Raw genomic sequence first — 6649 nt, forward strand, 5'->3', positions numbered from 1 at the left:
GATGGAGCGCGTCTACATTGGAATGGGCAGCAATCTGGCTGACCCGGCGGATCAATTGCGCAGTGCTGTCCAGGCCCTGGCGCAATTGCCGGACTCCCGACTCATCGGGGTTTCAGCATTTTATCAAAGCGACTCGCTGTTGCCTGGCCAGCCGCGCTACACCAATGCCGTAGCGGCCATCGACAGCTCGCTGGCGCCGCTGGACCTGCTCGATGCCCTGCAGGCCATCGAACTGGACCAGGGACGCGAGCGTCAAGAACGTTGGGGCCCGCGCACTCTGGACCTGGACATCTTGCTATTCGGCGATCGCCTGATCGACGAGCCCCGCCTTAAAGTCCCGCACTACCACATGCACGCCCGGCCTTTTGTGCTGTATCCGCTGGCCGAACTGGCGCCAGCATCGCTGAAACTCTCCGATGGCCGCACGCTCGCGCAATTGCTCGATGACTGCCCATTTATCGGGCTTGAGCGAATCCCCTCTTAAGCTGAATCGAATCAATACCCGGGTAACACCATTGCGGTAACACCCGGAATTGACTTCCAGTGCCCTCGTCACGACTATAGGCATCCCGCAGCCATCCACAGGATGGTGCAATGTGAAAAGCAGGCTTTATAAGCGCCCTCTATAAAGGTGTGCCTGTTCATAACGATGAATCACACGCGTTACTCGCAGTGGTTACCACACTGCCTGACGAGGATCCTTTTCATGCCAGCTATTACCCTGACCACCCTGCAAGGCCTTAAGCAAAAAGGTGAAAAAATCACCATGCTGACGTGCTATGACGCCACCTTCGCCCACGCCTGCAATCAGGCCGGTGTTGAAGTGCTATTGGTAGGCGACTCCCTGGGCATGGTTCTACAAGGGCATGACAGTACATTGCCTGTGACGACCGCTGACATGGCCTACCACGTGGCCTGCGTCAAACGCGGTAACCAGGACGCTCTGATCCTGGCGGACATGGCCTTTATGGCCAACGCCACCCTGGAACAAAGCCTCAACAACAGCGCGGTGCTGATGAAGGCCGGCGCGCATATGGTCAAGGTCGAAGGCGCCGTGTGGCTGGCCGAGTCGATCCGGGCCATGACTGAACGCGGCATCCCCGTGTGCGCGCATATGGGCCTGACCCCGCAGACCGTGAACGTGCTGGGGGGTTACAAGGTACAAGGCCGCAACGAAAACCAGGCGCGCCAGATGCGTGCCGATGCCATTGCCCTGGAACAGGCAGGAGCGGCCATGCTGCTGCTCGAATGTGTACCCAGCGAACTGGCAAAAGAGATCACCCACGCGGTCAAGATCCCGGTCATCGGCATCGGCGCCGGCAGTGACACCGACGGCCAGGTCCTGGTGCTGCACGACATGCTAGGCCTTTCACTGACCGGCCGCGTGCCCAAGTTCGTGAAAAACTTCATGAGCGGCCAGCCCGATATCCAGTCCGCCCTGCGCGCCTACGTCACTGAAGTCAAAGCCGTCAGCTTTCCTGCTACCGAACACGGATTCTCTGCATGAACACAGTTAAAACCGTTCGCGAACTGCGCGCCGTCATCGCCCGCGCACGCCGTGAAGGCAAACAGATAGCACTGGTCCCGACCATGGGCAATCTGCACAGTGGCCATGGCGCACTGGTAACCACCGCCGCACAACAAGCCGATTTCGTGGTGGCGAGCATTTTCGTCAACCCGCTGCAGTTTGGCGCCAACGAAGATCTGGATACCTATCCGCGCACCCTGGCAGCCGACCAGGAAAGGCTTCTGCAGGCAGGCTGTGACTTGCTGTTTGCCCCGACCGTTGAAGAAATGTACCCCAACGGCATGGACGGCCTGACCCGTGTTACTGCTGCCAAATTAAGCAATGAACTGTGCGGCAGCCGTCGCCCGGGGCATTTCGATGGTGTGACCACCGTGGTCAGCAAGCTGTTCAACATGGTTCAGCCCGACCTGGCGATTTTTGGGCAAAAAGACTACCAACAGCTGGCAGTCATTCGCGCAATGGTCAACGATCTGAACTTCCCGATCCAGATCATCAGCGAACCCACCGTGCGCGCCGAAGACGGCCTGGCCCTGTCCTCGCGCAATGGTTACCTGAGCGAAGAGCAGCGAGCCCTGGCGCCAGCGCTGTACCGTCACCTGAGTGAAATGGCGCGCGCCATCGAAGCCGGTGAGCGCGACTACCCGGCCCTGGTGCGCCAGCATCTGGCGCAAATCGAAGCCATTGGTTTTCGTCCGGACTACCTGGAAGTGCGCCACGCACAGACCTTGCTACCGGCACAGGCGACTGATCGCGACCTGGTAATTCTGGTTGCGGCCTTCCTGGGTGCCACCCGTTTGATCGACAACGTACATCTTAATCTCGACAGCGCGCTCTGACAGAGTGGCCTGTGCGGAACCGCGGAATGACCCGCACTCCATAAAGAAACACTGAAACGTTTCACCTGCTGTGACGTAACTGTGACAAAAGTTACTTCTCGGTGTCAGACAAAGCCAAGACAGAAGCAGGCGCGAAGGTTACTGTAATCGCCCTGCTTCCAGTTAACGTGCAGAATCAGACCGACCGAACGCCTGAACAAGAAAAACCAGGCGCAGGTGTTTTCAGTGTCCAAAGGCAGTTCAAGCAAAAAGGATATCCGCAGCGATGGCGTACTACCGCACCCCTCACGACGTTACCGCTCTGCCCGCTTGGCAAGCGTTGAAACTTCACCGTGCCAGCATGCAAAACTTCAGCATGCGTGACGCGTTTAACAGCAACCCGAAACGTTTTGAAGAATTCACCCTGAGCAGCTGCGGGCTGTTTCTGGACTACTCGAAAAACCTGATCACCAACGAGACCCGCGACCTTCTGGTCGACCTCGCCAATGAGGTCGACCTCAAAGGCGCAATCAAGTCGTTGTTCAGCGGTGAAATCGTCAACGCCTCTGAAGGTCGCCCGGCCCTGCACACCGCGTTGCGCCGTCCGGTTGCCGACAAACTGTCGGTCAACGGCGTGAACATCATGCCCGAGGTGCATAAAGTCCTGAACCAGATGACCGAGCTGGTCGGCCGGATTCACGACGGTCTGTGGCGCGGTTACACCGAGAAGCCAATCACCGACATCGTCAATATCGGCATCGGCGGCTCGTTCCTCGGCCCTGAGCTGGTTTCTGAAGCGCTGCTGTCCTACGCGCAAAAAGGTGTGCGCTGCCATTACCTGGCGAACATCGACGGCAGTGAGTTCCATGAACTGACCGCAAAACTGCGCGCTGAAACCACGCTGTTTATTGTTTCGTCAAAGTCCTTCAATACCCTCGAAACCCTGAAAAACGCCCAGGCGGCACGGGCGTGGTACCTGGCTCAGGGCGGTTCTGAAGCTGAGCTGCATCGCCACTTTATCGCCGTATCGAGCAACAACGCGGCAGCCGTGGCATTCGGTATTCGAGAAGAAAACATCTTCCCGATGTGGGACTGGGTCGGCGGGCGTTACTCGCTGTGGTCGGCCATCGGTCTGCCAATTGCCCTGGCCATCGGCATGTCCAACTTCAAAGAGCTGCTGTCCGGTGCCTACAGCATGGACCAGCACTTCCAGACTGCTCCGTTCGAGCAGAACATGCCGGTACTGATGGCCGCACTGGGCGTGTGGTATGGCAACTTCTGGGGCGCGCAAAGCCACGCGATCCTGCCGTACGACCACTACCTGCGCAACATCACCAAGCACTTGCAACAACTGGATATGGAATCCAACGGCAAGAGCGTGCGCCAGGACGGCACTCCGGTGTCAACCGATACTGGCCCGGTGATCTGGGGTGGAGTGGGCTGCAACGGTCAGCATGCGTACCACCAATTGCTGCACCAAGGCACCCAACTGATCCCGGCCGACTTTATCGTGCCGATTGTCAGCTTCAACCCGGTGTCCGACCACCATCAATGGCTGTATGCCAACTGCCTGTCGCAAAGCCAGGCGCTGATGCTGGGTAAAACCCGCGCAGAAGCCGAAGCTGAACTGCGCGACAAGGGCATGAGCGAAGAAGAAGTTAAAAAACTGGCACCGCACAAGGTGATCCCGGGCAACCGCCCGAGCAATACCCTGGTGGTGGAACGCATCAGCCCGCGCCGTCTGGGTGCACTGGTTGCGCTGTACGAACACAAAGTGTTTGTGCAAAGCGTGATCTGGGGCATCAACGCCTTCGACCAATGGGGTGTTGAACTGGGCAAGGAGCTGGGCAAAGGCGTATACAACCGTCTGACCGGTATCCAGGAAGAGCCTGCCGACGATGCGTCGACCCAGGGCCTGATCAACTACTTCCGCGGCCGTCACCGCGGGTGATTGATAGCCAGCCAGTTTTCATCGACTGGCTGGCACCATCGAGAAAGGCATAATGGAATTTATCCGCCGCCCCATCGAGCGCCAGATCATGAGCCTGACCGGGCTTTCCCTCGGCAAGCTCGACCTCGAAAACCCCAAGGGCGACCCCGGCCTGTTCGGCCCGGACTCCATCAGTTGGCAGGTCCACGGTGACTTCACCAGCATGCTGATTGGCGGCATCAGCGCCTTGATGCTGCAAGCCTTGCACCCACTGGCCCTGGCCGGGGTGTGGGACCACTCCAGTTTCCGCGAAGACATGCTGGGTCGGCTACGCCGCACCGGGCAGTTCATTTCAGGTACCACCTTCGGCGCCACTGGCGATGCCAACTGGCTGATCGACAAAGTGCGCACCATCCACCTGCAAGTCAGCGGCACCGGTCTCGATGGCCGCCCCTATGCGGCCAGCGACCCCGAGCTGCTGACCTGGGTGCATGTGGCCGAAGTCAGCAATTTTCTCGCCGCCCACCTGCGCTATCGCAACCCGCATTTATCCGCTGAAGATCAGGACCGCTACTACGACGAAATCGCCATGATCGCTGAACGCCTGGGCGCCACCCACGTACCGCGCTCACGTCAGCAAGTAGCCGATTACCTCGACAGCGTTCGCCCGCAATTGCTTTGCGATGAGCGCAGCCGTGAAGTCATTCGCCTGCTGCTCAACGCCCCTGCCCCCAGCCTGCTGGCCAAACCATTTGGTGCATTGATGATGCAGGCCGGGATCGATTTACTGCCCGACTGGGCCAGCGACCAGTTGGGGCTGCAACAACACTCGATGATTCGCAAAGGGGTGCGGGCCGGGGTCAACAGCACCGCGCCAATCCTGCGCTGGGCCGTACGCAACGGTTCGGTACAACGGGCGCGACGGCGCATGGGGCTTGGCTGAAAACCGCTACGTTGCCATCGCGGGCAGGCCCGCACCCACAGGATCTGTGGTGCTCTTGTGGGAGCGGGCCTGCCCGCGATGAACTCAACACCGATTTATGCCACCATGCCCGCCTGAATCCGGACACAACACTCCAAGAATAAAGAGGACTCAAGCAATGCAAGACGTCGTAATCGTTGCGGCTACCCGCACCGCCGTTGGCAGCTTTCAAGGTTCCCTGGCCCATGTACCTGCCGTGGAACTGGGTGCCGCCGTCATTCGCCAATTACTCGCACAAACCGGCCTGGATGGCGCCCAGGTCGACGAAGTGATCATGGGTCAGGTACTGACCGCCGGTGCCGGGCAAAACCCTGCCCGCCAGGCGGCAATCAAGGCCGGCCTGCCGTTTGCGGTACCGGCATTGACCCTGAACAAGGTTTGCGGGTCGGGCCTCAAGGCCCTGCACCTGGGGGCCCAGGCCATTCGATGCGGCGATGCCGAGGTGATCATCGCCGGCGGCCAGGAAAACATGAGCCTGTCCAACTACATCATGCCCGGTGCCCGCACCGGTCTGCGCATGGGCCACAGTCAGATCGTCGACACCATGATCAGCGATGGCCTGTGGGATGCGTTCAACGACTACCACATGGGCATTACCGCCGAAAACCTTGTGGCTAAATACGACATCAGCCGTGAAGCGCAAGACGCCTTCGCCGCCGCCTCACAGCAAAAAGCCACTGCGGCGATTGAAGCCGGGCGCTTTGTCGATGAAATCACCCCCGTCCTGATCCCGCAGCGCAAAGGCGATCCGATCGCATTCACTACCGACGAGCAACCGCGCGCTGGCACCACCGCCGAATCGTTGGCAAAACTGCGTCCCGCATTCAAAAAAGACGGTTCCGTCACCGCAGGGAACGCCTCCTCACTCAATGACGGCGCAGCCGCGGTCATGCTCATGAGCGCCGCCAAGGCCAAGGCCCTGGGCTTGCCGGTGCTGGCCAAAATCGCAGCCTACGCCAATGCCGGCGTGGATCCGGCCATCATGGGCATCGGCCCGGTCAGTGCCACCCAGCGTTGCCTGAGCAAAGCCGGCTGGACTTTGCAGCAACTGGACCTGATCGAAGCCAACGAAGCCTTCGCCGCACAAGCGCTGGCCGTGGGCCAGGAACTGCAATGGGACGCGAGCAAGGTCAACGTCAATGGCGGCGCAATTGCCATTGGCCACCCTATTGGTGCGTCAGGTTGCCGGATCCTGGTGACCCTGCTTCACGAAATGCTCAAGCGCGACGCCAAAAAAGGCCTGGCCACCTTGTGCATCGGCGGTGGTCAGGGCGTAGCGCTGGCGATCGAGCGGGAGTAATGCAAAACGTGTAGATACTCTGTTGCCGGTCAAGCCATCCTGTGGGAGCGAGCCTGCTCGCGAACGACCTTCGCGCTGTCTCTTATACACATCT

The 6649-nt window shown here is 59.7% G+C and carries 6 protein-coding genes; all 6 read left to right on the forward strand.

Annotation, left to right across the window (positions count from 1 at the left end; genetic code table 11):
• Position 1: 1 nt before the first annotated feature.
• The 6 genes from folK (at position 2) to QN377_RS17890 (ending at position 6555) form a co-directional block, all read left to right on the forward strand.
• Positions 2-484, forward strand: coding sequence for a 2-amino-4-hydroxy-6-hydroxymethyldihydropteridine diphosphokinase (gene folK, locus QN377_RS17865; protein ID WP_095002565.1), 483 nt, complete (start codon positions 2-4; stop codon positions 482-484).
• A gap of 222 nt (positions 485-706) precedes the next feature.
• The gene (gene panB / locus QN377_RS17870) at positions 707-1507 is read left to right on the forward strand and encodes a 3-methyl-2-oxobutanoate hydroxymethyltransferase (RefSeq protein WP_095018772.1); all 801 of its coding nucleotides are present in this window, start codon (positions 707-709) and stop codon (positions 1505-1507) included.
• On the forward strand, positions 1504-2364 hold the full coding sequence (gene panC / locus QN377_RS17875) for a pantoate--beta-alanine ligase (protein ID WP_095002563.1): 861 nt from the start codon (positions 1504-1506) through the stop codon (positions 2362-2364). The genes panB and panC overlap by 4 nt, the downstream gene beginning before the upstream one ends.
• A 265-nt stretch (positions 2365-2629) precedes the next feature.
• Positions 2630-4294 (forward strand): glucose-6-phosphate isomerase, encoded by a 1665-nt coding sequence (pgi, locus tag QN377_RS17880; protein WP_095018771.1) that lies wholly within the window; start codon positions 2630-2632, stop codon positions 4292-4294.
• A gap of 52 nt (positions 4295-4346) precedes the next feature.
• Positions 4347-5216 (forward strand): oxygenase MpaB family protein, encoded by an 870-nt coding sequence (locus QN377_RS17885; protein WP_095002561.1) that lies wholly within the window; start codon positions 4347-4349, stop codon positions 5214-5216.
• 157 nt (positions 5217-5373) lie between these two features.
• On the forward strand, positions 5374-6555 hold the full coding sequence (locus QN377_RS17890; RefSeq protein WP_095002560.1) for an acetyl-CoA C-acetyltransferase: 1182 nt from the start codon (positions 5374-5376) through the stop codon (positions 6553-6555).
• The last annotated feature ends 94 nt before the right edge of the window (positions 6556-6649 follow it).

The sequence above is a fragment of the Pseudomonas sp. CCC4.1 genome (assembly GCF_035019225.1).
Taxonomy (GTDB): domain Bacteria; phylum Pseudomonadota; class Gammaproteobacteria; order Pseudomonadales; family Pseudomonadaceae; genus Aquipseudomonas; species Aquipseudomonas bubulae.

Excerpts from the sequence above, each read along its gene's own strand:
- panC (WP_095002563.1), top strand. The coding sequence starts at position 1,504 with ATGAACACAGTTAAAACCGTTCGCGAACTGCGCGCCGTCATCGCCCGC.
- pgi (WP_095018771.1), top strand. The coding sequence starts at position 2,630 with ATGGCGTACTACCGCACCCCTCACGACGTTACCGCTCTGCCCGCTTGG.
- QN377_RS17885 (WP_095002561.1), top strand. The coding sequence starts at position 4,347 with ATGGAATTTATCCGCCGCCCCATCGAGCGCCAGATCATGAGCCTGACC.
- folK (WP_095002565.1), top strand. The coding sequence starts at position 2 with ATGGAGCGCGTCTACATTGGAATGGGCAGCAATCTGGCTGACCCGGCG.
- QN377_RS17890 (WP_095002560.1), top strand. The coding sequence starts at position 5,374 with ATGCAAGACGTCGTAATCGTTGCGGCTACCCGCACCGCCGTTGGCAGC.
- panB (WP_095018772.1), top strand. The coding sequence starts at position 707 with ATGCCAGCTATTACCCTGACCACCCTGCAAGGCCTTAAGCAAAAAGGT.